This is a genomic window from Bacteroides difficilis, assembly GCF_048319815.1.
GTDB classification, from domain to species: Bacteria; Bacteroidota; Bacteroidia; order Bacteroidales; family Bacteroidaceae; genus Bacteroides; species Bacteroides zhangwenhongii.
Genome location: NZ_CP182814.1, coordinates 3668112 through 3693275 on the forward strand (window position 1 = coordinate 3668112; position 25164 = coordinate 3693275).

At 44.7% G+C, this 25164-nt stretch carries 24 protein-coding genes; 13 read left to right on the plus strand and 11 right to left on the minus strand.

The genetic code is table 11. The annotated features are described in order from the left end of the window. Nucleotides 1-101: 101 nt before the first annotated feature. Nucleotides 102-1268: a formate-dependent phosphoribosylglycinamide formyltransferase gene (gene purT / locus ACNOGP_RS14075; RefSeq protein WP_007760834.1), complete on the minus strand. Its 1167-nt coding sequence runs from the start codon at nucleotides 1266-1268 to the stop codon at nucleotides 102-104. 641 nt (nucleotides 1269-1909) lie between these two features. Here purT and atpD point away from each other — a divergent pair. The 9 genes from atpD (at nucleotide 1910) to ACNOGP_RS14120 (ending at nucleotide 9274) form a co-directional block, all read left to right on the plus strand. Further along, nucleotides 1910-3427 carry a F0F1 ATP synthase subunit beta gene (gene atpD, locus ACNOGP_RS14080; RefSeq protein ID WP_007760825.1) on the plus strand — a complete coding sequence of 506 codons (1518 nt, stop codon included), beginning with the start codon at nucleotides 1910-1912 and terminating at the stop codon, nucleotides 3425-3427. A 13-nt stretch (nucleotides 3428-3440) separates the two neighbouring features. Further along, nucleotides 3441-3686 carry an ATP synthase F1 subunit epsilon gene (gene atpC, locus ACNOGP_RS14085; RefSeq protein WP_418213087.1) on the plus strand — a complete coding sequence of 82 codons (246 nt, stop codon included), beginning with the start codon at nucleotides 3441-3443 and terminating at the stop codon, nucleotides 3684-3686. A gap of 55 nt (nucleotides 3687-3741) precedes the next feature. Then, entirely contained in the window at nucleotides 3742-4176 is a 435-nt protein-coding gene (locus tag ACNOGP_RS14090; RefSeq protein ID WP_143865828.1) for a hypothetical protein, read from the plus strand. Continuing rightward, nucleotides 4160-5296, plus strand: coding sequence for a F0F1 ATP synthase subunit A (gene atpB / locus ACNOGP_RS14095; RefSeq protein ID WP_195476861.1), 1137 nt, complete (start codon nucleotides 4160-4162; stop codon nucleotides 5294-5296). The genes ACNOGP_RS14090 and atpB overlap by 17 nt, the downstream gene beginning before the upstream one ends. A 45-nt stretch (nucleotides 5297-5341) precedes the next feature. After that, nucleotides 5342-5599: an ATP synthase F0 subunit C gene (atpE, locus tag ACNOGP_RS14100; protein WP_004295758.1), complete on the plus strand. Its 258-nt coding sequence runs from the start codon at nucleotides 5342-5344 to the stop codon at nucleotides 5597-5599. 4 nt (nucleotides 5600-5603) lie between these two features. Beyond that, nucleotides 5604-6107 (plus strand): F0F1 ATP synthase subunit B, encoded by a 504-nt coding sequence (atpF, locus tag ACNOGP_RS14105; RefSeq protein WP_007755259.1) that lies wholly within the window; start codon nucleotides 5604-5606, stop codon nucleotides 6105-6107. Between the two features lie 5 nt (nucleotides 6108-6112). Beyond that, complete coding sequence (locus tag ACNOGP_RS14110) at nucleotides 6113-6673, plus strand: F0F1 ATP synthase subunit delta (protein WP_270541118.1); 561 nt, start codon at nucleotides 6113-6115, stop codon at nucleotides 6671-6673. Then, complete coding sequence (atpA, locus tag ACNOGP_RS14115; protein WP_007755263.1) at nucleotides 6673-8256, plus strand: F0F1 ATP synthase subunit alpha; 1584 nt, start codon at nucleotides 6673-6675, stop codon at nucleotides 8254-8256. The genes ACNOGP_RS14110 and atpA overlap by 1 nt, the downstream gene beginning before the upstream one ends. A gap of 94 nt (nucleotides 8257-8350) precedes the next feature. Continuing rightward, the gene (locus ACNOGP_RS14120) at nucleotides 8351-9274 is read left to right on the plus strand and encodes a F0F1 ATP synthase subunit gamma (RefSeq protein ID WP_149923721.1); all 924 of its coding nucleotides are present in this window, start codon (nucleotides 8351-8353) and stop codon (nucleotides 9272-9274) included. A 135-nt stretch (nucleotides 9275-9409) separates the two neighbouring features. Here the strand turns inward: ACNOGP_RS14120 and ACNOGP_RS14125 are convergent, their stop codons facing one another. Continuing rightward, entirely contained in the window at nucleotides 9410-9595 is a 186-nt protein-coding gene (locus ACNOGP_RS14125) for a hypothetical protein (protein WP_418213088.1), read from the minus strand. A 237-nt stretch (nucleotides 9596-9832) separates the two neighbouring features. On the opposite strand from ACNOGP_RS14125, the gene ACNOGP_RS14130 reads away from it, so the two are divergent. Together ACNOGP_RS14130 and ACNOGP_RS14135 are read left to right on the plus strand one after the other, a co-directional pair. After that, nucleotides 9833-10042, plus strand: a complete 210-nt coding sequence (locus ACNOGP_RS14130; protein ID WP_143865835.1) for a hypothetical protein — start codon at nucleotides 9833-9835, stop codon at nucleotides 10040-10042. Between the two features lie 29 nt (nucleotides 10043-10071). After that, complete coding sequence (locus ACNOGP_RS14135; RefSeq protein ID WP_418213089.1) at nucleotides 10072-12252, plus strand: HRDC domain-containing protein; 2181 nt, start codon at nucleotides 10072-10074, stop codon at nucleotides 12250-12252. A gap of 99 nt (nucleotides 12253-12351) precedes the next feature. Here ACNOGP_RS14135 and ACNOGP_RS14140 read toward each other — a convergent pair whose 3' ends face one another. Next, a complete protein-coding gene (locus ACNOGP_RS14140; protein WP_195476868.1) occupies nucleotides 12352-13506 on the minus strand; it encodes an acyltransferase family protein in 1155 nt (384 codons plus the stop codon). 173 nt (nucleotides 13507-13679) lie between these two features. On the opposite strand from ACNOGP_RS14140, the gene ACNOGP_RS14145 reads away from it, so the two are divergent. Next, nucleotides 13680-14495, plus strand: a complete 816-nt coding sequence (locus ACNOGP_RS14145) for an AraC family transcriptional regulator (RefSeq protein ID WP_186968238.1) — start codon at nucleotides 13680-13682, stop codon at nucleotides 14493-14495. A gap of 248 nt (nucleotides 14496-14743) precedes the next feature. Here ACNOGP_RS14145 and ACNOGP_RS14150 read toward each other — a convergent pair whose 3' ends face one another. The 3 genes from ACNOGP_RS14150 to aspT form a co-directional block, all read right to left on the minus strand. Further along, nucleotides 14744-15280: an occludin gene (locus ACNOGP_RS14150; RefSeq protein WP_186968237.1), complete on the minus strand. Its 537-nt coding sequence runs from the start codon at nucleotides 15278-15280 to the stop codon at nucleotides 14744-14746. 153 nt (nucleotides 15281-15433) lie between these two features. Next, nucleotides 15434-17068 (minus strand): aspartate 4-decarboxylase, encoded by a 1635-nt coding sequence (aspD, locus tag ACNOGP_RS14155; RefSeq protein WP_195533929.1) that lies wholly within the window; start codon nucleotides 17066-17068, stop codon nucleotides 15434-15436. Nucleotides 17069-17129: 61 nt separating this feature from the next. Further along, nucleotides 17130-18824 (minus strand): aspartate-alanine antiporter, encoded by a 1695-nt coding sequence (aspT, locus tag ACNOGP_RS14160; protein WP_418213090.1) that lies wholly within the window; start codon nucleotides 18822-18824, stop codon nucleotides 17130-17132. A 116-nt stretch (nucleotides 18825-18940) separates the two neighbouring features. Between aspT and ACNOGP_RS14165 the strand changes: the two genes are divergently transcribed. Then, entirely contained in the window at nucleotides 18941-20608 is a 1668-nt protein-coding gene (locus tag ACNOGP_RS14165) for a formate--tetrahydrofolate ligase (protein WP_007755304.1), read from the plus strand. A 220-nt stretch (nucleotides 20609-20828) separates the two neighbouring features. Here ACNOGP_RS14165 and glyA read toward each other — a convergent pair whose 3' ends face one another. The 5 genes from glyA to pyrB all read right to left on the minus strand — a co-directional run bounded on the left by glyA (nucleotide 20829) and on the right by pyrB (nucleotide 25012). Then, entirely contained in the window at nucleotides 20829-22109 is a 1281-nt protein-coding gene (gene glyA / locus ACNOGP_RS14170; protein ID WP_007755307.1) for a serine hydroxymethyltransferase, read from the minus strand. 182 nt (nucleotides 22110-22291) lie between these two features. Next, nucleotides 22292-23029: a porin family protein gene (locus ACNOGP_RS14175; RefSeq protein ID WP_143865850.1), complete on the minus strand. Its 738-nt coding sequence runs from the start codon at nucleotides 23027-23029 to the stop codon at nucleotides 22292-22294. A gap of 17 nt (nucleotides 23030-23046) precedes the next feature. Next, nucleotides 23047-23616, minus strand: coding sequence for a flavin reductase family protein (locus ACNOGP_RS14180; RefSeq protein ID WP_186968562.1), 570 nt, complete (start codon nucleotides 23614-23616; stop codon nucleotides 23047-23049). Beyond that, nucleotides 23613-24074 (minus strand): aspartate carbamoyltransferase regulatory subunit, encoded by a 462-nt coding sequence (gene pyrI, locus ACNOGP_RS14185; RefSeq protein ID WP_007755315.1) that lies wholly within the window; start codon nucleotides 24072-24074, stop codon nucleotides 23613-23615. The genes ACNOGP_RS14180 and pyrI overlap by 4 nt, the downstream gene beginning before the upstream one ends. Beyond that, nucleotides 24071-25012 carry an aspartate carbamoyltransferase gene (gene pyrB, locus ACNOGP_RS14190; protein ID WP_007760777.1) on the minus strand — a complete coding sequence of 314 codons (942 nt, stop codon included), beginning with the start codon at nucleotides 25010-25012 and terminating at the stop codon, nucleotides 24071-24073. The genes pyrI and pyrB overlap by 4 nt, the downstream gene beginning before the upstream one ends. Nucleotides 25013-25164: the final 152 nt, after the last annotated feature.

Sequence of the window (25164 nt, forward strand, 5' to 3'; positions counted from 1 at the left end):
GTTTTTTATAGAGAAAATAAAGAGGGTATCCGTGGACACCCTCTTTTTGTTTTCTCTATTATTCTTCTAATTCTCCATGATTCCTTATCTTCCTTCCGGTTTTAATAAACCTCTACTTTCTCGGCAATTCTCTTGGCCTTATCACGCAGGGCATCCAAATCGGCATTCAGCGGAGCATAGCAAAGCACTACTCCCATGCGGCGGTTGACACGGGTAAACGGTTTGCCGAATATGCGGAGGTAGGTATCTTCTTCTTTCGTCACTTCTTCCATGCCACGATATTGCGGGCGTTCCTGGCTGGCAATCGGGGAAAGGATCACAGCGCTTGCGCCTATCCGTTCTTGTTTGATGCCGGGAATGGGCAGACCGAGTACGGCACGTAAATGTAGCTCGAACTCATTCAGGTTTTGTGTACCCGCCAATGTCACCATACCAGTGTCATGCGGACGAGGAGAAAGTTCGGAGAAATAAACTCCGTTCTCGTGGCTTAGGAAGAATTCAACGCCCCAAAGTCCTGCGCCTGTCAATGCACGGGTTACTTTTTCGGCCATCTCTTCCGCTTCTTTCAAATGGGCGGGATCAATATGTGCAGGCTGGAAACTTTCACGATAGTCGCCACCTTTCTGCACGTGTCCGATGGGAGGGCAGAAGAGGGTAGGACCATTCTTTTGGGTAACGGTGAGCAGGGTGATTTCGCTGTCGAACTTGATAAATTCTTCAATGATAAGCTCACGGATATCGCCACGGCTGCCACTGCATCCGTATTCCCAGGCGTGTTCAAGTTCGTCGGCACTCTTCACAAGCGATTGTCCCTTGCCGGAAGAAGACATCAACGGTTTAACGACACAAGGGAAGCCGATTTTATCGGCAGCTTCTTTCAGTTCTTCCAAGGTTTTGGCATAGAAGTATTTGGCTGTTTTCAGTCCGAGTTCTTGGGCGGCAAGGTCGCGAATGGCTTTACGGTTCATGGTGAAGTTCACGGCACGAGCACTGGGAACTACCTGAATGCCTTCTTTTTCGAAGTCGTATAAACGTTCTGTGCGAATTGCTTCAATCTCCGGAACGATAATGTCCGGACGGTGCTTCTTCACCACGCGTTCCAATTCTTCACCGTTCAACATATCGAATATTTCAAATTCATCGGCCACTTGCATAGCCGGTGCTCCTGCATAGGAGTCGCAAGCAATGATGTGCTGGCCTTTACGTTGAGCTGAAATTACAAATTCTTTTCCTAGTTCGCCGGAACCGAGTAACAGTATTTTCTTCATCATTTTGAGTGTTTTATATTAGTAGTGCAAAATTACAGTAAAAAATGGATAATATACATATTATCGGCGTATTTAAATTTTTGTTTTATAAATATGATGTGAACTTTAGTGCGGAAATGCGGAATATGGAGAAATGGATAGTTGAAAAATAGAGCCCCACCTTTAAACTTTATTAAGGAATATCCAGAAAATGGAATTTATTGTGTTCGAGCACAAAACTAGTTGTTTTTGCCACTATTTTGTAAAATTGCTAATCCGTTGATTTTTAACAAAGAGATAGGAAACTGAATGAGTGTTTTTAGTTTATTGATGAATTATTATCTTCAAGCTTGTTTTGGTATTGATTTGTAGCTGAATTTTGTCTAAATTGGTCAATTTGTAGTCATTGTAGGCCTAATAAGTGTTATCGAACAACAAATAATGAAAAAGGAAGAACAATGACACAAAATTGTTTCTACATTTGCGCAGTTGTTTATTTAACTATTTCTAAGGGCAGAAGTTTATCAGATATAGAAAATAGTTGAACAAAAGCTGAACTTAGCTGTTATTATAATAGTGAAACAGGTAAAACGCGAAACGTTCCTTGTCATACTATTTTTTCAATAGGAATAGAGAAGAATAATATAAATAAAAGATTGCTTATGTCACAGATTATCGGACATATCTCGCAGGTGATCGGCCCTGTGGTCGATGTGTACTTTGAAGGTACGGATGCAGAAATGGTGTTACCAAGCATTCATGATGCATTGGAGATAAAGAGGCCAAACGGCAAAATACTGATTGTAGAGGTTCAGCAGCATATCGGTGAAAATACGGTACGTACCGTAGCAATGGACAGTACCGATGGGCTTCAACGCGGCTTAAAGGTATATCCCACCGGAGGTCCTATCACAATGCCGATTGGCGAACAGATTAAAGGACGATTGATGAATGTAGTCGGTGATTCTATTGATGGTATGAAAGGACTCGACCGCAAAGGTGCATATTCCATTCACCGCGACCCCCCTAAGTTTGAAGATTTGACAACTGTGCAGGAAGTACTCTTCACAGGTATCAAGGTAATCGACCTGCTCGAACCGTATGCCAAAGGTGGTAAGATCGGTTTGTTTGGCGGTGCTGGTGTAGGAAAAACTGTATTGATTCAGGAACTTATCAATAACATAGCCAAAAAGCACAACGGCTTTTCTGTATTTGCCGGAGTAGGTGAACGTACCCGTGAAGGTAATGACTTGCTGCGCGAGATGATCGAATCGGGCGTTATCCGCTATGGTGAAGCGTTCAAGGAAGGTATGGAGAAAGGTCACTGGGATCTTTCAAAAGTCGATTATAACGAGTTGGAGAAATCGCAGGTATCTTTGGTATTCGGTCAGATGAATGAACCGCCGGGCGCACGTGCTTCCGTTGCATTGTCCGGACTGACGGTAGCGGAATCATTCCGTGATGCCGGAAAAGAAGGCGAGAAGCGTGATATCTTGTTCTTTATAGATAATATTTTCCGTTTTACGCAGGCCGGTTCGGAAGTATCCGCTCTTTTGGGACGTATGCCTTCCGCCGTTGGTTACCAACCGACATTGGCTACTGAAATGGGTGCCATGCAAGAACGTATCACTTCTACCCGTAAAGGTTCTATTACTTCTGTACAGGCTGTATATGTGCCTGCCGATGACTTGACAGACCCGGCTCCTGCAACTACTTTCAGCCATTTGGACGCGACGACCGTGCTCGACCGTAAGATTACAGAGCTTGGTATTTATCCGGCTGTAGACCCATTGGCTTCTACATCCCGTATCCTCGATCCGCATATTGTCGGTCAGGAACATTACGATGTAGCGCAACGGGTAAAGCAGATTCTCCAGCGTAATAAGGAACTACAGGATATTATCTCCATACTTGGTATGGAAGAACTGTCGGAAGAGGACAAGACGGTCGTGAACCGTGCCCGCCGTGTGCAGCGCTTCCTGTCGCAGCCGTTTGCCGTAGCCGAGCAGTTTACGGGTGTACCGGGCGTAATGGTGACGATCGAAGATACGATTAAAGGCTTTAAGATGATTTTGGATGGCGAGGTTGATTATCTCCCCGAACAGGCATTCTTGAATGTCGGAACAATCGAGGAAGCGATAGAGAAAGGTAAGAAACTGCTGGAACAGGCAAAGAAATAAAAACATAAGAAGGATGAAAGAACTGCATTTGAGTATAGTATCGCCCGAAAAGAGTATATTCGACGGAGATGTGAAGATTGTCACATTGCCGGGTACGGTTGGTTCGTTTTCTATTCTTCCCGGACATGCGCCTATCGTCTCGTCATTGCAAGCGGGTACGTTGAGTTACACGATGATGGAAGGCGAGGAGCGTACGATAGATATTCAGGGTGGTTTTGTCGAACTGAGTGACGGTACGGTTTCCGCTTGCATCTCCTGACAGACGGGTGACAGTCGGCTGACAGAAGACAATATATTAAGAAAAACACAGTGACATGGTGAACATTACGAAAACGAAACGAAATTTTATCGGGTTGCATACGCTGTTTGCAATCATAAGTGCAGGATTGGGAGCGGTTATTTTGCATATAGCTCTGCCGGGACACTACTTCGGAGGATACCCGTTTATTCCGGTCTATTTTTATCTATTCGGTTTGTTTAGTATCTATATGTTCGATGCGTGCCGGCTGCACGCTCCCCAAAAAATGTTACTGTTGTATCTGGCAATAAAGATGGTAAAGATGATTCTTTCTATCATTCTAGTCCTGATTTATTGTATAGCCGTGCGCGAAGAGGCTAAGGCTTTTTTGCTGACGTTTATCTCATTCTATTTGATATATCTGATATTCGAAACCTGGTTCTTTTTCTCTTTTGAGGTGAATCAGAAACGGAAAAAGCAAAATAAGAAGAAAAATGAAACAGTTGCATAACATAATGGCTCCGTTGATATTATTCTGCCTGATGGTGGTGTCCGGTCTGCCCGGCTTTGCACAAGAGCAGGGAGAAGCGACTTCACAGGTGCAGGATGTGATTACTCCGAAAGAGGAACAGGAGAATACGGTGGACGTGAAGGAAATCGTATTCGGACATATCGGAGACTCTTACGAATGGCATATTACCACGTGGGGTAAAACGCACATTACTATACCATTACCTATTATTGTTTATAGTAATAGTACAGGCTGGCATATGTTCCTTTCTTCTCGTCTCGAAGAGAACGGAGGCACGTATGAGGGGCTTTCGATAGCTCCGGAAGGAAGTAAGTACGAGGGCAAACTGGTGGAATACAATGCGGCGGGCGAACAAGTCCGTCCTTGGGATATATCCATTACGAAAGTTACGTTCGCCTTACTGTTCAATAGCGTATTGTTGCTGGTAATCGTCTTGAGTGTGGCGCACTGGTACAGAAAACGTCCGCAGGGAGCCAAAGCTCCGGGTGGATTTGTCGGATTCATGGAAATGTTCATTATGATGGTGAATGACGACATTATTAAAAGCTGTGTCGGTCCTAATTACCGGAAATTTGCCCCCTATCTGCTGACGGCATTCTTTTTCATCTTTATCAATAATATGATGGGACTGATTCCGTTCTTTCCCGGAGGTGCGAATGTGACGGGAAATATTGCTATCACAATGGTACTTGCCGTATGCACGTTTCTGGCGGTCAACATTTTCGGAACGAAGCATTACTGGAAAGATATTTTCTGGCCTGATGTTCCTTGGTGGCTGAAAGTGCCTGTGCCGATGATGCCGTTTATCGAGTTCTTCGGGATCTTTACAAAACCGTTTGCTTTGATGATCCGTCTTTTTGCCAATATGCTGGCGGGACACATGGCAATGTTGGTGCTTACTTGCTTGATATTTATCTCGGCAAGTATGGGACCTGCCTTGAACGGCACGCTGACAGTAGCCTCCGTATTGTTCAATATCTTTATGAATGCGCTTGAATTGTTGGTCGCTTTCATTCAGGCATACGTATTCACCATGTTGTCGGCTGTGTTTATCGGGTTGGCGCAGGAAGGAGCCAAAGTAAAAGCGGAAGAGAAATAAATAATTAAACGAGAGAAAATATAAACCATTTTAAAACTGAAAATTATGTTACTATCAGTATTGTTACAAGCCACTGCAGCAGCAGTAGGAGTAAGTAAATTAGGTGCAGCTATCGGTGCAGGTCTTGCAGTAATCGGAGCTGGTTTGGGTATTGGTAAAATTGGTGGTTCGGCAATGGAAGCTATCGCACGCCAGCCGGAAGCCTCAGGTGACATTCGTATGAATATGATTATCGCCGCTGCTTTGATTGAAGGTGTGGCACTGTTGGCGGTAGTTGTTTGTCTATTGGTATTCTTCCTCTAAGCCTATGTCATTACTATTACCTGATAGTGGCCTGTTGTTCTGGATGTTCCTCTCATTCGGGATTGTGTTCGTGATATTGGCGAAATACGGCTTCCCCGTCATTATAAAAATGGTGGAAGGCCGTAAAACCTATATCGACCAGTCTTTGGAGGTGGCGAGGGAAGCCAATGCACAGTTGTCTAGACTGAAAGAAGAGGGCGACGCGTTGGTGGCTGCTGCCAACAAGGAACAAGGACGCATCTTGAGGGAAGCAATGGAAGAACGTGACAAAATTGTTCACGAGGCCCGTAAGCAAGCCGAGATAGCCGCACAAAAAGAACTTGATGCGGTGAAGCAACAAATCCAGATAGAGAAAGACGAGGCTATCCGCGACATCCGTCGTCAGGTGGCTGTCCTTTCGGTGGACATTGCCGAGAAGGTGCTCCGCAAGAATCTTGCAGATAAGGAAGCACAGATGGGGATGATCGACCGTATGCTGGATGAAGTATTAACCCCGAATAAGAACTAAGGAAAATGGAAGTCGGAATACTCTCAATGCGTTATGCAAAAGCGATGATCGAATACGCGCAGGAAAAAGGAGTGGAAGACAGGGTATATCAGGAATTCCTCACTCTGTCCCACAGCTTTTGTGCACAACCCGGACTGCGTGAGGCACTTGATAATCCGGTCATTGCGATTAAGGAGAAATTAGCGTTGGTTTGTACGGCTGCCGATGGTGAAGGTACATCAACCAGAGAGTTTATCCGTTTTATCACTTTGGTATTAAAAAACAGGCGTGAAGGTTATCTGCAATTTATCAGCCTGATGTACCTGGACCTGTACCGGAAGTTGAAACATATCGGAGTCGGTAAACTGATTACGGCTGTTGACGTTGATAAAGCGACATCGGATCGGATTCGTTCTGCGGCAGCGCATATCCTGCATGCGCAGATGGAGTTGGAAACGGTAGTAGACCCGTCCATTGAGGGTGGATTTATTTTCGATATCAACGATTACCGTTTGGATGCGAGCGTTGCTACGCAGTTAAAGCGAGTGAAACAACAATTTATTGATAAGAATAGGAGAATTGTATAATGTCTGAAAATATAAGAGTAAGCGAAGTATCCGATATATTGCGCAAGCAGCTCGAAGGGATTAATGCCAATGTGCAGCTTGACGAAATCGGTACGGTGCTTCAGGTGAGCGACGGTGTGGTCCGTATCTATGGACTGCGGAACGCCGAAGCGAATGAATTGCTGGAGTTCGACAATGGTATCAAAGCAATCGTGATGAACCTCGAAGAGGACAACGTGGGTGCTGTACTACTGGGTCCGACGGACAGAATCAAAGAAGGGTTTATTGTGAAACGTACGAAACGCATCGCCTCCATTCGTGTAGGCGAGGGGATGTTGGGACGTGTCATCGACCCATTGGGTGAACCGCTCGACGGCAAAGGGCTGGTTGGCGGTGAACTTTATGATATGCCGTTGGAACGGAAAGCTCCGGGAGTAATTTACCGTCAGCCTGTCAATCAGCCATTACAGACCGGATTGAAGGCAGTTGATGCCATGATTCCTATCGGGCGTGGTCAACGTGAGTTGATTATCGGTGACCGTCAGACGGGAAAGACGGCTATTGCGATTGATGCGATCATCAATCAGCGTAGCAATTTTCTGGCAGGCGACCCTGTATACTGCATCTATGTGGCAATCGGGCAGAAAGGTTCTACAGTCGCTTCTATCGTAAATACACTTCGTGAGAATGGAGCGTTGGACTATACGATTGTAGTAGCCGCTACAGCCGGCGACCCGGCCGCGCTACAATACTATGCGCCATTTGCGGGTGCAGCCATCGGTGAGTATTTCCGTGATACCGGTCGTCATGCGCTGGTTGTGTATGATGACCTTTCCAAGCAGGCGGTAGCTTATCGTGAGGTATCTCTGATTCTCCGCCGTCCGTCGGGACGTGAAGCGTATCCGGGTGACATCTTCTATCTGCATTCCCGTTTGTTGGAACGTGCGGCGAAGATTATCAGTCAGGAAGAAGTGGCGCGCGAAATGAATGACCTGCCGGACAGCTTGAAGGATATAGTCAAAGGAGGAGGTTCCCTTACCGCATTGCCTATCATCGAGACCCAGGCAGGAGACGTTTCGGCCTATATCCCGACGAATGTGATTTCCATCACTGACGGACAGATCTTCCTCGAAACCGATCTCTTTAATCAGGGTGTCCGTCCGGCTATCAATGTGGGTATCTCCGTATCCCGTGTAGGTGGTAACGCACAGATTAAGGCCATGAAGAAGGTAGCCGGAACATTGAAGATTGACCAAGCCCAATATCGTGAGCTGGAAGCTTTCTCTAAGTTCAGCAGTGATATGGATCCGATTACCGCCTTGACGATCGATAAGGGACGTAAGAACGCCCAACTTTTGATTCAACCTCAATACAGCCCAATGCCCGTAGAACAGCAGATTGCTATTCTCTATTGCGGTACGCACGGACTTCTTCACGATGTCCCATTGGATAAGGTACAGGACTTTGAACGTAGTTTCATCGAATCTCTGCAACTGAATCACCAGCAGGATGTGTTGGATGTCTTAAAGACAGGCGTTATCGATGATAGTGTAACCAATGCCATCGAGGAAACCGCCGCTATGGTTGCCAAACAATACTTATAGGAATAAAGAATGAAGAATTCTTATTATTAACTATTTGACTATACTGCATAGTAAATTCTTCATTCTTAATTTTTCATTCTTAATTTAAAAAGTTATGGCTTCACTGAAAGAAGTAAAAACCAGAATAAATTCGGTAAAGAGTACCCGAAAGATCACTTCAGCAATGAAGATGGTGGCTTCTGCCAAATTACATAAGGCACAAGGAGCCATTGAGAATATGTTGCCTTATCAGAAGAAGTTGAACAAGATTCTGACTAACTTTCTGAGTGCGGACCTTCCTATCGAATCTCCCTACGTGAAGGAGCGCGAAGTGAAGCGTGTGGCAATTGTCGCCTTCTCTTCGAATACGTCTCTTTGTGGTGCTTTCAATGCCAATGTGATAAAAATGTTATTGCAAACGGTAGGTGAATATCGCACTCTCGGGCAAGACAATATCTTGATATTTCCAATAGGCAAGAAAGTAGATGAAGCTGTAAAACGCATGGGATTCCAACCGCAGGAAACTTCGCCCACCTTATCTGACAAACCGACTTATCAGGAAGCCGCCGACTTGGCTCATCGTCTGATGGGGATGTTTGTATCCGGCGAAATAGACCGTGTGGAAATTATCTATCATCATTTTAAGTCTATGGGTACGCAAATCCTCCTTCGTGAAACGTATCTTCCCATCGATCTGACACATATCATAGATGAAGAAGAACAAAACAAGGAGCAGATGAATGAGGAGCAAAAGGACAAAGGGGAGGCGGAAAGACGTGAAGTCGCCAACGACTACATCATCGAACCCAACGCCGAAGAACTGATTGCCAATCTAATCCCCACTGTATTAAGCCAGAAACTATTTACAGCAGCCGTTGACTCGAACACATCGGAACACGCTGCCCGTACGTTAGCTATGCAGGTAGCTACGGATAATGCGAATGAGCTGATTCAGGATTTGACGAAGCAATATAACAAGAGTCGCCAGCAGGCTATTACAAATGAGCTGTTGGATATTGTGGGGGGCTCTATGAAATAATACTCTTATTCTTTCTTTTGCCTTGAAGCAAAAGAAAGAACCAAAGAAAAATTCAAGGCTTACTTTTTTCTCCTACTCGCTTCCTTCACTCCGCTAAAGGGCAGAAACTCGCTTCGCTCAAACAGTCTGCCCTTCTTAACGCTTCGTTACGGGCACTCGCTTAACGGAGAAAAAAGTAGGCCGGAGAAACCATTCGGCATATAGTCCATTCGGCATATAGTCCATTCGGCGTATAGTCCATTCGGTATAGGGTCCATTCGGCGTGTAGTCCTTTCGGCGTGTAGTCCTTTCGGCATGTAATCCTTTCAGTATGTAATTCATTCAGAGTGTAATCCATTCAGTATTACAGTTCAGCATATAATTCATTTAATAACAGCCCATTCAGTGTGTACACCACTCAACATATAACCCATTTCGCATATTCCATTCGTTCTGTGAATCTTTATAGCGTGTTTCTGTCTTGTGGTCAGTACAGCGGATGGACCGCACGCCGAAAGAGCTACATACCGAATGAACCATATACCGAAAGGACTACACGCCGAAAGGACCCTATGCCGAATGGACTACATACCGAATGGTTTCTCCGGCCTCGTTTTTCTGGCGTTAAGCGCAGGTGTTTTCTTCGGCGTTAAGAAGGGCAGACTGTTTGAGCGAAGCGAGTTTCTGCCCTTTAGCCGGAGAGAACACCGGAGTAGCCAGAAAAGCGCAGCCTTGATTCTTTCTTTTTGGTTCTTTTTCTTTCGTATCAAGACGAAAGAAAAAGAATAATAGTTACCTTTGTTGAAAATTTGAATCCCATGGAAAATAATCCCGAACTGCAACTAGCGTGGCAGTTCATTGAAAATACAGGCACACATTTATTTCTTACCGGAAAGGCCGGAACCGGAAAAACTACATTTCTGAGAAGATTGAAGGAACAGAGTCCTAAACGTATGGTTATCTTGGCGCCGACAGGTATTGCCGCTATCAATGCTGGAGGAGTTACCATTCATTCTTTTTTCCAGTTATCTTTTGCACCTTTTGTTCCGGAGACCACGTTCAACTCTTCCCAGACACACTATCGTTTCAGTAAAGAAAAGCGGAATATCATTCGTAGCGTGGACTTGCTGGTCATAGATGAGATCAGTATGGTACGTGCCGATTTGTTGGATGCGATAGATTCGGCTCTGCGGAGATACCGGGATAGGGAAAAGCCTTTCGGTGGAGTCCAATTGCTGATGATTGGAGATTTGCAGCAGTTAGCCCCTGTGGTGAAAGAGAATGAATGGGAAATGTTGAAGAACTATTATGAAACCCCTTACTTCTTTGCCAGTCGTGCTTTGCGTGAGACGGTATATATGACAATTGAACTGAAAACAGTCTATCGTCAGAGTGATACCTTTTTTCTTTCCTTGTTGAATAAGATACGTGAGAATCAGGCAGACGATGAAGTATTGAATGAGTTGAACCGTCGGTATCAGCCGGGCTTTCGTCCTCGCAAGGAAGAAGGCTACATCCGTCTGACAACGCATAATTATCAGGCACAGAAGGTGAACGATAATGAATTGGCCTCTCTGTCCGGGCAGACTTATAGTTTTCGTGCAGAGATAGACGGAACTTTTCCGGAATATTTATATCCGGCAGACGAAGTTCTCACCATAAAAGCGGGAGCACAGATTATGTTCCTTAAAAATGATCCCTCGTCGGAAAAGCGTTATTACAATGGCATGATTGGAGAAGTGGCAGCCGTTAATGATGCGGGGATGATTGTGCGGGGAAAAGATAATGGAAATGAATTTCAGTTATTGCCGGAAGAGTGGGGCAATTATAAATATGTGCTGAATGAAGAAACGAAAGAAATCACCGAAGAGATAGAAGGAACCTTCCGTCAGTATCCTATCCGGTTAGCTTGGGCTATTACGATACATAAGAGTCAGGGACTGACGTTTGAGCGTGCCATTATTGATGCGCGCAATTCCTTTGCGCATGGGCAGACCTACGTAGCCTTAAGCCGTTGCAAAACTTTGGAAGGCATGGTGCTGGAATCCCCTCTGTGTAGAGAAGCTATCATCAGTGATAGTACAGTAGATAACTTCACCAAAGAAGTAGAAAGAAACAAACCGGGCAACCGGCAGTTACACGATATGCAGAAGGCCTATTTCTTTGATTTACTGAGCGATTTATTCAACTTCTATTCGCTCGACCAAGCTTATAAGCGACTGCTTCGCCTGATAGATGAAGACCTCTATAAACTTTATCCGAAACAACTTGCCGAGTATAAAGAATTGGCTCCTCACATCAAAGAAAAGATAGTGGAAGTGTCTCAACGTTTCCGTAATCAATATACCCGATTGATAAATGGGAGCGATGATTATGCGGCGGACCAGGGATTGCAGGAGCGGGTTCGTTCCGGTGCAGGATACTTTCGTAAGGAACTTGAACCTGTACGCGCGTTGTTTGAAAAGACGAATATGCCCCTCGATAATAAAGAACTTAGGAAGCAGTTGAATGAACGCCTGCAAGCGTTGGACGATGCGTTGTGGATTAAGGAATCTTTATTGGAAGGGATGATGGGGCAACCCTTTACTGTTACGGGATATTTGAAGTTAAAAGCTAAAGTGACGTTAAGCCTTGAAGACGATTCTTCTTCCGGTTCTTCACCCAAAGCTCCGAAAGAGAAGAGAGAACGGAAAGGACGTAAAGAACGTACACGTAGTTCTTCGAAAGCAAAGGTTGAGGTTCCTACAGATATTCTGTACCCGGAGCTTTACCGTACCTTGTCCGAATGGAGAGCGGCAAAAGCACGCGAAGTAAGTCTCCCGGCTTATATCATAATGCAGCAGAAAGCCCTGATGGGGATTGTAAACTTGTTGCCCGATACTCCGGAAGCTTTGGAGGCCATACCCTATTTCGGTGCGAAGGGAGTACAGAAATACGGGCTTGAAATCTTGGGGATTATTCGCAAGTTTGTGAAAGAAAACAAGGTAGAGCGCCGATAACTCAAGTATAAAAATCCTGTATGAATAAAAAATAAACTGCCTATTGTTGATTTGCATCGGATGACAATAGACAGTTTATATTTGAGAGGGTGATTTTAATTATTTCATTAACCAATGTTTCTTTAGCCACTCGCGAACAGGTATATCATAAAGTTTAAGACTAGCGTACGCTAAACCTATGGAGAGGATGAAGGTTGAAACACTAAGGCAAATAACTGTGCCTAGAGGAGCGTCCGGATGGCTGTTTGCCCAAGCTATCTGCATATAGACCAGTGGAAAGTGCGTAATATAGAGCGGATATGAAATTTCTCCGAGAAAAGTACAGATAGCTACAGATCTTTTCCCTTTTATATCACTTCCTGCTCCTATGGCTACAATCAATGGACAAATGGCAAGAATGCAGAATGCCTCGTAAGCTCCATTCATCCACATATTTTCTTGGCCGCCAAGACGGGGCATAGCCAACATTACAATAATAAGTATCGAACACCACCAGAATCCTCTTTTAATTTTGATAAGTTTGTTGATTCGGGACAATAATAGTCCCATGAAGAATGGGTAAAGTAACCGACTGATACCTATATATATTTGGGCGGGAGTAATACTCCATCCTCCTATGACTGTGTAGGCTGCATTTCTGTTGGCAGAGAATATATTGAATACATCCAAGTTCATTGTCAGGTCGATTGTCAAGAATCCGGTTGCTATCACAAAGATAGCCAGGAGTGTTTTGGAAAAATGCCGGATGAACAGTGCATAGAGAATATTTGCGATATATTCCAATGTTAACGACCACGTAGGGCCATTCAATGGGTTTGTTTCTTCCCATCCCCGTATATCCCATGATGTAACTGCCGGAATCATGGTGCAACTCAAAAGAAATAGCAGGAGCAATTTCCACCAAGGTGTTTCACTTATAAACGGGAATGCGGAACAATCACCGAAATAGAATAATAAAGCTCCGATTAATGTACCCATTATTACCATTGGATGAAGGCGTACGAGCCGGCGTTTGAAGAAGTCTTTTAACGTCATTCTGGTCCATCGGTCATCATAAGCATAACCGATAACAAACCCGGAGAGAACAAAAAAGAAATCGACAGCCAGATAACCGTGATTCAATATCTGATGTAAAGGGTCGTGAGAGTAAGTCTCGAAAAGATGATAAGCCACTACCATCATTGAAGCTACACCCCGCAATCCGTCTAAAATTTCATATCGCGGTTTGGAGGCCAGATAATCATTGTGTTGCATAAAGAATAAAAAGTTTTTCTTGTGGTGGTATTACATATTTTATATTAAAGACGGGGCAAAATTACGCTGTAATATGATATAACATTTGCCTTATTGTTTATTAGAATTGTCTTATATTTGCATTTTAGATATAAAAAGAATAATAACGTCTTGTTTTTTTTAATATAGTTCAAATGTCACAGACTGAAAACCATTCATACACTTTTGATTGTGTCCATCTTGCGCCCGACGAACAGATAGGTTCACATCAACATTCTACTTGGGAATTATCTTATGTGATAACCGGCGCCGGAATGCGGACAATAGGAGATATGACAGAACCTTTTAGCAGTGGGGAAGTCGTACTTGTACCACCGGGAATATCACATTGCTGGTATTTTGATAACAAAGTTACGGATACCGAAGGTAAAATAGAAAATATTACTTTACTCTTAGATAACACGTTTCTGAATAATTGTGCTGCTTTGGGGAGTGAATTGAGTGAATATGCGGATCGTTTTAAGAAAAATACGAGCGCAGTCAAGTTTACGAAAGAGAAATCCGGTGCGATTATTGGCATATTGAAGAAGATGTGTGGAGAAAATGCTGCAGAGCGTATCGCATCCATTATAAAACTTATTATTTTGATTGGGGAAAGCGGGGGAATGAAGGTTGTCGGTAAATCACAAAAAACAGATAAGGAGAAAGAACGGATGCAACAGATTCAAACATATGTTGTATGTAATGCAAAACGGAATATAACCCTTGATGATGTGGCGCGGCATATAGGAATGAATCGGACATCCTTTTGTATTTTCTTCAAGAGAACAACAGGGCAGACCTTTGTCACATATCTGAATGAACATCGGATAAGACTGGCATGCCAGCTTCTAAGACAGAAAAAAATGTCTGTTTCTGAAATCTGCTATGCTGTAGGATTTAATGATGTGCCTTATTTTAATCGTGTATTTAAACGCTGTAATGGGGTTACTCCGAGAAAATATAAATAATGGTAAGTATTATATGAAACGTACAGACATAAAAAAAGGAGCAACGCCTTGCTCCAACCTTTGTTAACCTTAAATCTAATACTATGAAAAACACATTGCAAAGGTACGGACTTTTGTGATATCTGCAAATAATCCAAGAAAAAAAGTATGTTTAATAACATAGATTAAGATTTTGATACTCCAATACCCCTTTTATTAAACACTTTTTTAGTTGGAGATTCTAATATCATCGGGCGAATATCCGGTAATTAGTAGGGGACATTGCGCCCCTGTTGCACTTCAATTCGTATTCCGAAATTACCATTGGCTGATTTTAGTTCGAATGCTCCCCGAAAATTATTCTTTTCCCAAGGCATAGCGCTTCGATTGGGAACCCTCCATCCGTCTTTATCATAATCTCCGTATGTATTGATTTGCATTCCGTTTTTCAGTTTGAAAGATCCCATCTGCATAAACTGCGGTGAAGAGGAAAATCCCCAATTGTATCCGTATCCGAAGCCGGAATATGACGGAGAGAAGGTGTCTGTGAATCCTTGAGAATAGATAGCATCCGTATTCATGCGGAATAGCTGATTATAGTCCTTGGTTACATTCGGTATACTCAGATCTATTTTGGGAAGTTGGGGAGCAGTGATATTCATTATCCCCATATCCAGCAAGAAACCGCCGAACTCTTTTATATTAGCTGACGGGGCACGGCGGATACTGTCGGAAGGTATTTCCGATTGTGCGGATGCGACCCCGACAGATAATATCAGCGAAAGAAATAGAATCAGTTTTTTCATCTTTGTACAGGTTAATTCATCACAAAGATAGAAAATTTCAGTCTGACTATCTATGAAACAAGCGCAGATTAACGCAGATTTACGCAAAGATTAAATATTATCTGCGATAATTTGCGTTCATCTGTGTTCATCTGCGCTCTAGGAGTTATCTATTTACGACTGCCATACTTTGGCATACTCGTCCAGCACCCGTTTGATACTTTTCCCGATTTTCACATAATCGGCCTCATTCAGATTGGCAAGCGATACACGGACACTCCATTTGGGGCCGGCAAATCCACCGCCATTCAGCAGTACGAGTGAAGTCTCATTGGCGAGACGGAACACCACATCCAGCGGATTATATGTCTTTTGCAGATAAGCGACGAAATCATCCCCATAAAATTTCTTCGCCCACACCAGCATATCGATTTCCGAATAATAACCGGCGCGTAGCGGATCCTCCACCAGTGTAAATCCGGTATTGTCCCATAATGCGTGCAAACGGCGATGGATGATATCCTGCATCTTGATCTTGTAGCGGTCCTCTTTATCCAGAAGAGCGAAAAGAGAGAACAAGCTCATCTGCATTTGCTGAGGGAGAGAGAGACCTGCCGTATGATTCAAAGCGATCTGGCGGCTGTCAGCTACCATACGGTCGATAAACTTCATCTTCTCCGGATGTAGGTCAAGGCTCGAATAACGTTTGTTCAATATTTCTTTCTGCTCCTCCGACAGGCGGGCAATCATTTTGTCGTAGATATTGTCTTCGTGTAAGGCGATCACTGCATTTCTCCATCCCGTAGCTCCGAAATATTTGGAGAAAGAATAGACGCAAAGCGTATTATGTGGCAATTCAGCCATCAATGAACGGAAGTGAGGGATAAATGTCCCGTACACGTCATCCGTAATAATCATCAGATTCGGATTGTCATTCTTTACAATGTTGACAATGCGTGCCGCAGTCTCAGCGCTCAGTGCGTAGCTGGGCGGGTTACTCGGATTGGTGATGAATAAAGCCTTGATTTTCGGGTTCCTTAACTTGTCGATATCCTCATCCTTGTATTGCCAGGTGTGCAGTCCGTCAGCCGTCATCTGGTCGGCGGAAATTTCAGTGACCTCAAATTGGTAACGTCGTAATTGCGGAATCTCAATATAAGGAGTAAACACCGGAATCATCAATGCAATGGCGTCCCCTTGGTTCAATAGGAAATTCTCTTGCAGCGAATCGAACAGATAACACATGGCTGCCGTTCCCCCTTCAGTGGCGAACAGGTCGAAAGTTCCTTTCGGCGGGCGGCGGTCGCACATCTCCTGCGCCAGATAATCCTGTACGATTAGTTCCGTAAAATGTAGAATACGGTCGGGCACGGGATATTGGTCACCGATTACAGCTTCCGCCCATTCATGAACGAGCGTGTCCGGGTCGGCTGCGTGCTCCATCAACATATAGTTATATCCCTTTTTCAGCAGGTCGGCTCCCGGTGTCTTTTCGTTATCTTTCAAGAAAGCTTCGAAACGTGCGGCTATTCCTGTTTTCTGCGGGATACCCGCTATCCCTTCTTCCGACGAGAATACACGGCGGCATTCGCAAAGACCGAATTGTCCTAACAGGAAAAACGCCTCACGGGGTTCGGTAGCAATCCAGTTCGGATTTCCTCTACCGGCATTTAGCATGGTGTGCGCCATTTTCTTGATACTTTCATCCGCCATTTCGATAAGCTTGTTTTTAAGTTCGAAAGGGCTGATGGTTTCCATCTTTTTAGCATAGCTTTTAGTGATAGCCGGGCTATTGTTTTTTTTCTCCATAATGAAATTTATATTTGTTAGACTAGTAAATAATTTGTCTGAAACAGTAAGTACTGCCGGTTTACATCAGCAGTACGATGACCACTCCCCAGATAATCAGCAGCGTATTGCCTACGGCATATGTCACGGTATATCCCAAAGCCGGAGTGTCGCTTTCCACTGCATCCTGAATGGCTCCCAGTGCAGCGGTTGTCGTTCGTGCTCCCGCCGTGCAACCCAAAGATAGGGCAGGGTGGAACTTGAACAGATATTTTGCCATCAGTAATCCGCTGATCAATGGAATAGCCGTAGCCAGTGCACCGATAATAAACAGGCTGAAACCTACATCCTTGAATCCGGCTACAAAGCTGGGACCGGCAGCAATGCCCACCACTGCGATAAACATATTCAGTCCTACGTTATTCAATACCCATAACGAAGGTTCGGGGATACCGCCGAAAGTAGGGTGTTTACTGCGCAGCCAGCCGAATACAAGCCCTGCGATTAATGCGCCTCCACTGGTGGATAGACTGATGGGGATACCTCCCAGATGAATGGAAAGAGCTCCGATAAGGCCACCGACCAAGATTCCCAGTCCTACGAAAATCATGTCGGTCTGATTGGTCGGCCGGTCTACATATCCCATTTGTTTGGCGGCGGCTTCCACTTCGTGCTTCATGCCCGTAAGTTCGAGGATATCTCCCGAATCGACTACGGTCTGAGCGAGCACCGGCACGTTGATACCTGCACGCTTGATACTACGGATGCTGACACCGTGCATGAACTTCTGTGATCTGATCGTAGCGACTTTCTCTCCTGCGAAAGTGCGGTGAGTAACCATTACCGGGAGAGTCTCCGCCGGGAAATCGAGCAATTGGGCGTCAATCACTTCCGGACCGATCCAATCTTCTTCACCAATCACAAATTCACGTCGCCCGCTTAGAACGACTTCATCCTCCGGTCGGAGCATCAGATCCGGACTGACCTCTTTTACAATCCCCCGTTGGCGGACCCGCTCTACAAACAGCCGTTTATCTTTTTCCGCCAGATACGTTTCCAGCTCGCTTACCTTTTTCCCTTTTCCGAACCATTCGTTGGTAATTTTATAAGCGCGGAATACAACCGGGCGGAGTGCGGGGGAGAATCCCGGTTCGTCTACTTCCGATGTTCCCATTTGCACTTCCAATGCTTTGCAGTCTGCTTTCACCTTATCCAGCCCTCCTAATATTTTCGGACCGAGAGAAGCCAGAAGCCAGGCCGATCCCGCCGTACCGAAGATATAAGTCACGGCGTATGCTACCGGAATAGCATTGATATACGTAGCTTTCTGTGCTTCGCTGATACCCAACTGATTAATGGTATCACTCGCCACACCGATAACGGCTGAGATTGTTTGTGATCCTGCCAGTAATCCGGCGGCTTCTCCTACGTGATATCCCATGATTTTGGCAAGTATCCACGGGGCTACCAGGCTGACGATACACATCAATACGGCGAATCCTACCTGTGGCAAACCGTCTTTTTTCAATCCCCGAAAGAACTGCGGCCCTACCTTATAACCGACGGCGAATAAAAATAACAGAAAAAATACGGCCTTCATCGGACCGTCTACGGTGATGTTCAGTTGTCCTACCAATACTCCGACTAGCAGGACACTGGTCACTGTACCTAGAGAGAACTTCCCTATTTTGAGCCTGCCCAACCAGAATCCCGCAAAAAGCGTGAGAAAGATAGCAAGCTCAGGGTGTACCCTTAGTTGATTAATAATCCATTCCATAATTAAGTTGTTGTTTAGGTTATGCTACATACAACAGTTATTATGCGGAAAGAGTTTTGTAGCTTTACATAGATTTGTTACTTTTGCATTTTCAACTAAAACTAATCATATTCTGTATGAAATCAGACATAGAAATAGCTCGCAGCATTGAGCTGAAGAAAGTGAAGCAGGTTGCCGAAAGTATCGGAATCCCTCGTGATGAAGTGGAAAATTACGGTCGCTACATTGCAAAGATACCCGAACAGTTGATTGATGAAGAGAAGGTAAAGAAAAGCAATCTTATACTGGTGACTGCCATTACAGCTACAAAAGCGGGTATCGGCAAAACTACCGTGTCTATCGGTCTTGCATTGGGACTTAATAAAATAGGGAAGAAGGCGATTGTCGCCCTGCGTGAGCCGTCTCTCGGTCCGTGCTTCGGAATGAAAGGGGGAGCTGCCGGAGGAGGATATGCCCAAGTGCTCCCGATGGATAAGATCAATCTTCATTTTACCGGAGACTTTCATGCCATCACTTCGGCTCATAACATGATTTCTGCTTTGTTGGATAACTACCTCTATCAGAATCAGGCAAAAGGTTTCGGGCTCAAAGAAATACTATGGCGGCGGGTGTTGGATGTGAACGACCGTTCGTTGCGCAGCATTGTCGTGGGGCTCGGTCCGAAGTCAAACGGTATCACCCAAGAGTCCGGGTTTGATATTACACCGGCTTCGGAGATTATGGCTATTCTGTGTCTTGCTCAAGATGTGAATGATTTGCGTCGCCGTATCGAAAATATCCTGCTCGGATTCACTTACGATGACCAGCCTTTTACAGTCAAAGACTTGGGAGTGGCGGGTGCTATTACCGTATTACTGAAAGATGCCATCCATCCTAACCTGGTGCAGACAACCGAAGGAACTGCCGCTTTCGTGCATGGCGGTCCGTTTGCGAATATCGCTCATGGTTGCAACTCCATTCTGGCCACCAAATTAGCGATGACTTTCGGTGACTATGTGATTACGGAAGCAGGGTTCGGTGCCGATCTTGGTGCGGAGAAGTTCTACAATATCAAGTGTCGCAAGAGCGGACTCCAGCCGCGTCTCACTGTTATTGTCGCTACGGCGCAGGGATTGAAGATGCACGGAGGTGTCAGTCTCGACCGTATCAAGGAACCGAATATGGATGGACTGAAAGAAGGCTTGCGCAATCTGGATAAACATGTACGCAATCTTCGCTCGTTCGGTCAGACGGTTGTCGTAGCTTTCAATAAGTTCGCATCCGACACGGAAGAAGAGATGGAACTGCTGCGTGAGCACTGTGAACAGTTAGGAGTGGGCTTTGCCATCAATAATGCGTTCAGTGAAGGAGGAGAGGGAGCAGTGGATATGGCGCGTCTGGTGGTGGATATGATTGAAAACAATCCTTCCGAACCATTGACTTTTACGTATAAGGAGGAAGATAGCATACAGCAGAAGATCGAAAAAGTGGCTACCCATATTTATGGGGCCAGTGTGATCACGTACAGCAGTATCGCACGCAACCGTATCAAACTGATCGAGAAGATGGGAATCACTCATTATCCGGTTTGTATTGCAAAGACTCAGTATTCGTTCTCCGCCGATCCGAAAATATACGGTGCGGTGAATAACTTCGAGTTCCACATCAAAGATATAGTTATCAATAACGGAGCGGAAATGATTGTAGCCATTGCCGGAGAAATCCTTCGTATGCCGGGACTGCCCAAAGAACCGCAGGCATTGCATATTGATATTGTCGATGGAGAAATAGAAGGACTTAGTTAGTGATTAACGGGCTGAGTAATTATTGACATTAAAGTAAATCCCCGTCTTTCCGCACTCGAGTTATTATCGGGAAAGACGGGGATGATTGTATATAGAGGGGGGAGAAAAGAAAAACGAATTCGGGTGTGGATGGTTCGGAGAAGAACGTTAATAAATAAAAAAAGAGTTTGCCCTTTCATAAAGGACAAACTCTGAATATTATAATATGAAAAGTTCTGATTTAGTATGCGAAAAGAGGATATTTCTTCATCGTTTCGTTCACACGTGCACGGACTTGTGCGATCACCTCTTCATTTTCTACGTTAGACAAGACAGTCTCGATCATTTCAGCAATTTCAAGCATTAAGTCTTCTTTAGCACCACGAGTCGTGATAGCAGGAGTACCCAAACGGATACCGGAAGTCTGGAATGCGGAACGGCTGTCGAACGGAACCATATTCTTGTTAACGGTAATGTCGGCAGAAACCAATGCCTTTTCCGCTACTTTACCTGTCAAATCAGGATATTTACTACGCAGGTCTACCAGCATGGAGTGATTGTCCGTACCGCCGGAAACAATTGTAAAGCCACGATCGATCAAAGCCTGTGCAAGTACGGCAGCGTTCTTCTGTACCTGTTTTGCATATTCCTTGAACTCAGGTTGCAGGATTTCACCGAAAGCTACTGCTTTGGCAGCAATGACGTGTTCCAATGGTCCGCCCTGAATGCCCGGGAAAACGGCAGAATCCAGCAATTGAGACATCATCTTGATTTCTCCCTTCGGAGTTTTCTTACCCCATGGGTTAGGGAAATCTTTACCCATCATGATAACACCGCCGCGAGGTCCGCGAAGTGTCTTATGTGTAGTCGAAGTGACAATGTGTGCATATTTAACCGGATTTTCAAGTATTCCGGCAGCAATCAGACCGGCAGGGTGTGCCATATCGATCATCAGGATAGCGCCTACTTTGTCAGCGATTTCGCGCATACGCTTGTAGTCCCATTCGCGAGAGTAAGCGGAACCGCCACCGATAATCATTTTCGGTTTCTCACGTAAAGCGACTTCTTCCATCTGGTCGTAGTCCACCCGTCCTGTTTCTTTATTCAGATTGTATTCGCAAGGAGTATAGATGATACCGGAAGTATTCACCAATGAACCATGAGAGAGATGTCCGCCGTGAGCTAAGTTCAGTCCCATGAATTTGTCGCCCGGATTCAGTACAGCCAGGAAAACTGCTGCATTGGCCTGTGCTCCGGAGTGCGGCTGTACGTTTGCCCATTCAGCACCGAAAATCTCTTTCAAGCGGTCGATAGCGATTTGCTCGCTCTGGTCTACTACTTCACAGCCTCCGTAATAGCGTTTGCCCGGATAACCTTCTGCGTACTTGTTGGTCAGGCAAGAACCCATTGCCTGCATTACCTGGTCGCTCACGAAATTTTCTGATGCAATCAGCTCAATACCTTTTAGCTGACGTTGATGCTCTTTTTCGATAATATCGAAAATTAAGTCGTCTCTTTTCATTCTTTTATAAAGTAAGATTAAATTTTTAATTCGAGATACCTATTTTTAAGCACGCAAAGTTAATGAAAACAAAGGATAATTGACAATTGATAATTAACAATTGACAATTTTTAAACATTAGGCGGACTTACGTTGGCATTCGTCAATCAAAAGTCTTGATTCTTTTGTCAATTCTCCATTGTTTAGAGGATGAATCCGAGCGAAAAGCTCAGCGCACTGTCGCGGCGACGGAAAGTAATGTTGCTCACGCCCGTGCTGCCGTCGGAATTGATATTGTCATAAACAATCGACTTGGATATGTTTCCCACTCCTTGCTCATAGCGGAAATCAAAGAAGATGCGCGAAATATTGACCCCTACACCGATCACCACGCTGACATTGAACGGATAAAGTTCTTCGTGAATCCCTTTCTGGTCGAAGTTGCGGAAAGTGATTTCATTATGTTTCCCCCATAAATAACGGAGTTTGGGTCCTGCGAAAATAGACATCCCGTAAGGTCCTTTTTTCACAACATTATAACCGTATAGAATAGGGAAGTCGATACTGTGCAATACAGATTGTACGGATGCATAATCCGGTTCGATAGCAGGGTGTTGTGAACCCAGCTTATCGAAGCTGATCTCACATTTGGTCACATTATAGGATACTTCCGGCTGGATGAAATGTTTCTTCATGTTGATGCGCATGAAGAGGGCGCCAAAATAACCGATTTTATAATTATTCTGCACCTCATCGATAGTCACATCTTTGATTTTTAGTTTGGACACCAGGAACATGGAAGAGTTGAATCCGGCCTTAATACCAAAGTTTATTTTCTTGGTATTGGGACGGTCCACCTTCTCTGCGTTGTAGTTCTGACCGAAAGCCATACAGCCTACGGTCAGCAAACCTAAAAGGAAAATTGTACGCAGCATATTCATGGTCGTATTATCTGGGGTCAGTTTTTCTTTTTCTCTACACTCCAACCAAACTTTCCGATTTTCTCACCAAGCTCATAATATCCGCCGTGTACATATACCAATGGGTTGGTTTCCGCCAACTCCAGTTTTCCGGTCTCCGGATTCAGATTCCGCTCGTCTGCCCGAACGTTCACCACGTCTGCAATAAACATATCATGCGAGCCTAGAGAGACGATTTCTTTCACACGGCATTCAATGCAGAGGGGTGATTCTTCAATCAAGGGAGCGCTGACCACAGTGCAACGTCCCGGAGTCAGCTTCATTTCTTCGAACTTGTGATAGTTGCGCCCCGAACGTACTCCGCACCAGTCTGTGGCGAAAGCCATGTCTTTTGTTGTCAGATTGATGACGAACTCCATGTTCTTTTTAATAATCTCATGGGAGTATCGTTCCGGACGTACGGATATATAGCACATGGGCGGGTTGGTGCAAATCGTGCCCGTCCATGCCACTGTGATAATATTATATTCACTTTCTTCTTTTCCGCAACTGACCAATACAGCCGGTAGCGGATAAATCATCGTTCCAGGTTTCCAATCTTGTTTCATAGGATACTGATCTCTTCACGCTTTTGTTCTTTTTCGCAATAATGACATTTTACGATACAGTTATCTTTGTCTATCACATGAAATAACGTAGCCATCGGTTCATTGTTCGTGATACATTTCGGATTGGCGCATTTTACGATTCCATGAAGCTCATCCGGCATTTTCACTTCCCTCTTTTCCACAACCTCATAATCGCGGATAATATTCAGCTTGACGTGCGGAGCCACCACCGATATACGGTTTATTTCCTCGTCGCAGAAAAACTTGTCTGCAATCTTAATGATACCTTTTTTACCCAGCTTCTTACTGTCGAGGTTGAATCCGATCGTGATATTACTGGTCATTTGTTCCACTCCGAGCAGTTGTACTACGGTAAAGAGCTTTTCGGAAGGGATATGGTCAATCACTGTCCCGTTTTTCAGGGCAGCTACTTGCAATGCTTGTTTATTTTCGCTCATAATAAAATATCGTTTTTAACATCATCTAATGTGATACCTAACACATCGCAAAGAATTGCTTCGCGGGCATACAGACCATTTTGCGCCTGTTGGAAATAGTATGCTTTCGGGTTGTCATCCACATCGTATGCAATCTCGTTGACACGGGGCAGCGGATGCAGGATGCGCAGATTGGGACGGGTGTTCTCCAGCATTTTGTTGCGCAGGATATATACGTTCTTTACACGTTCGTATTCCATCAGATCGGTGAAACGCTCCCGTTGTACGCGGGTCATGTACAGAATGTCCGCATCAGCGATAATCTCTTCGGTGAAATCCGTGTGCTCAACATACTTTATCTGGTGAGCCTTGCAATAGAGCTTGTACTCTTCCGGCATTTTCAACTCTTCGGGAGCGATAAAATGGAAAGTAGGGTTGAAGTGGCGCATGGCCATCAGCAGCGAGTGCACGGTACGTCCGTACTTCAAATCTCCTACCAGATAAATATTCAAGTTTTCCAGTGTTCCCTGTGTTTTGTAGATGGAATAGAGGTCGAGCATGGTCTGTGACGGATGTTGGTTGGCTCCGTCTCCTGCATTGACGATAGGCACCGGAGCTACCTCGCTGGCATACCGTGCGGCTCCTTCGAGATAGTGGCGCATGACGATAATGTCCGCATAATTGCTCACCATCATAATCGTGTCTTTTAGTGTCTCCCCTTTGGAAGAACTGGTCGCTTTCGGGTCGGAAAATCCGATAACACGTGCACCGAGACGATTGGCGGCTGTTTCAAAACTAAGGCGGGTACGTGTGGAAGGTTCGAAGAACAAGGTTGCTACTACCTTTCCTTGCAATAACCGGCGGTTGGGATTCATTTCAAACTGCTTCGCCATTTCGAGCATGTAGAGGATTTTTTCTTTAGAATGTTCGGCAATGGTTACTAAACTTCTGTTTTCCATTTTGTTATCTTTTATGTGGATAGAACTTGTTTTACCGGAGTGTAAAGGTACGAAGAATTTGTGAGAAGCACAGAATTATTTCGTTTTTTTTAGGTTCAGCCGGATGATTTTTGTTTCAGCCGTTCCTGTTGGATGAAACGACCGTATCTTTT

Bases quoted from the DNA above. Each gene is read 5' to 3' on its own strand.
- purT (WP_007760834.1), bottom strand. From the start codon at position 1,268: ATGAAGAAAATACTGTTACTCGGTTCCGGCGAACTAGGAAAAGAATTT.
- atpD (WP_007760825.1), top strand. From the start codon at position 1,910: ATGTCACAGATTATCGGACATATCTCGCAGGTGATCGGCCCTGTGGTC.
- atpC (WP_418213087.1), top strand. From the start codon at position 3,441: ATGAAAGAACTGCATTTGAGTATAGTATCGCCCGAAAAGAGTATATTC.
- ACNOGP_RS14090 (WP_143865828.1), top strand. From the start codon at position 3,742: ATGGTGAACATTACGAAAACGAAACGAAATTTTATCGGGTTGCATACG.
- atpB (WP_195476861.1), top strand. From the start codon at position 4,160: ATGAAACAGTTGCATAACATAATGGCTCCGTTGATATTATTCTGCCTG.
- atpE (WP_004295758.1), top strand. From the start codon at position 5,342: ATGTTACTATCAGTATTGTTACAAGCCACTGCAGCAGCAGTAGGAGTA.
- atpF (WP_007755259.1), top strand. From the start codon at position 5,604: ATGTCATTACTATTACCTGATAGTGGCCTGTTGTTCTGGATGTTCCTC.
- ACNOGP_RS14110 (WP_270541118.1), top strand. From the start codon at position 6,113: ATGGAAGTCGGAATACTCTCAATGCGTTATGCAAAAGCGATGATCGAA.
- atpA (WP_007755263.1), top strand. From the start codon at position 6,673: ATGTCTGAAAATATAAGAGTAAGCGAAGTATCCGATATATTGCGCAAG.
- ACNOGP_RS14120 (WP_149923721.1), top strand. From the start codon at position 8,351: ATGGCTTCACTGAAAGAAGTAAAAACCAGAATAAATTCGGTAAAGAGT.
- ACNOGP_RS14125 (WP_418213088.1), bottom strand. From the start codon at position 9,595: ATGAATTACATACTGAAAGGATTACATGCCGAAAGGACTACACGCCGA.
- ACNOGP_RS14130 (WP_143865835.1), top strand. From the start codon at position 9,833: ATGGACTACATACCGAATGGTTTCTCCGGCCTCGTTTTTCTGGCGTTA.
- ACNOGP_RS14135 (WP_418213089.1), top strand. From the start codon at position 10,072: ATGGAAAATAATCCCGAACTGCAACTAGCGTGGCAGTTCATTGAAAAT.
- ACNOGP_RS14140 (WP_195476868.1), bottom strand. From the start codon at position 13,506: ATGCAACACAATGATTATCTGGCCTCCAAACCGCGATATGAAATTTTA.
- ACNOGP_RS14145 (WP_186968238.1), top strand. From the start codon at position 13,680: ATGTCACAGACTGAAAACCATTCATACACTTTTGATTGTGTCCATCTT.
- ACNOGP_RS14150 (WP_186968237.1), bottom strand. From the start codon at position 15,280: ATGAAAAAACTGATTCTATTTCTTTCGCTGATATTATCTGTCGGGGTC.
- aspD (WP_195533929.1), bottom strand. From the start codon at position 17,068: ATGGAGAAAAAAAACAATAGCCCGGCTATCACTAAAAGCTATGCTAAA.
- aspT (WP_418213090.1), bottom strand. From the start codon at position 18,824: ATGGAATGGATTATTAATCAACTAAGGGTACACCCTGAGCTTGCTATC.
- ACNOGP_RS14165 (WP_007755304.1), top strand. From the start codon at position 18,941: ATGAAATCAGACATAGAAATAGCTCGCAGCATTGAGCTGAAGAAAGTG.
- glyA (WP_007755307.1), bottom strand. From the start codon at position 22,109: ATGAAAAGAGACGACTTAATTTTCGATATTATCGAAAAAGAGCATCAA.
- ACNOGP_RS14175 (WP_143865850.1), bottom strand. From the start codon at position 23,029: ATGAATATGCTGCGTACAATTTTCCTTTTAGGTTTGCTGACCGTAGGC.
- ACNOGP_RS14180 (WP_186968562.1), bottom strand. From the start codon at position 23,616: ATGAAACAAGATTGGAAACCTGGAACGATGATTTATCCGCTACCGGCT.
- pyrI (WP_007755315.1), bottom strand. From the start codon at position 24,074: ATGAGCGAAAATAAACAAGCATTGCAAGTAGCTGCCCTGAAAAACGGG.
- pyrB (WP_007760777.1), bottom strand. From the start codon at position 25,012: ATGGAAAACAGAAGTTTAGTAACCATTGCCGAACATTCTAAAGAAAAA.